The 425-nt window shown below is 47.8% G+C and carries 1 pseudogene; it reads left to right on the top strand.

The window, feature by feature from the left end:
- Positions 1-246 (top strand): annotated as a pseudogene (locus HMPREF0373_RS17285) (ATP-binding protein); the annotation flags it as partial.
- Between the last annotated feature and the right edge of the window lie 179 nt (positions 247-425).

The raw sequence follows: 425 nt of genomic DNA, 5'->3' as shown, positions 1-425 counted from the left end.
GTGGGACTTGGGCGTATCAGCGAATTAGGTTATGGTATGCTGTTCGGTTCGGATGTGAAAAAGCAGTTTTTCCAGAAACGTATCAAAGGGCGTGGCTATTGTGATGTGGGGACAAGCGTTATCAGTGAGTTTTACACGCCTTTAGTCCCGAAAGAACATGATTTTTTGCAGACTATCGGCTCTCTTGCACAAGCAAGGCAGGACGGGACGGCGACGTGCGAAGCGAAAGGCGACGGCACGGACTAGCCGTTGCTGGTGTGGCGAAGCCACGCCAGCAGGTAAAACCCCTCGGTATCTAACAGAGGGGTACGTTTGCAAATGGACAATAGACAAAAAACATAGGAAACATAAGGCTTATCGCATAGTTTCCTTGCAAAATTCAGATGTGAAGTCGCCTTAAAAAACTTCACACTTTACAGATTGGG

Origin of the sequence: Eubacterium ramulus ATCC 29099 (genome assembly GCF_000469345.1) — a bacterium.
Taxonomy (GTDB): Bacteria; Bacillota; Clostridia; order Lachnospirales; family Lachnospiraceae; genus Eubacterium_I; species Eubacterium_I ramulus.
Note: the sequence above shows the minus strand (reverse complement) of the source record. Positions and strands in the feature narration are given on the sequence as shown.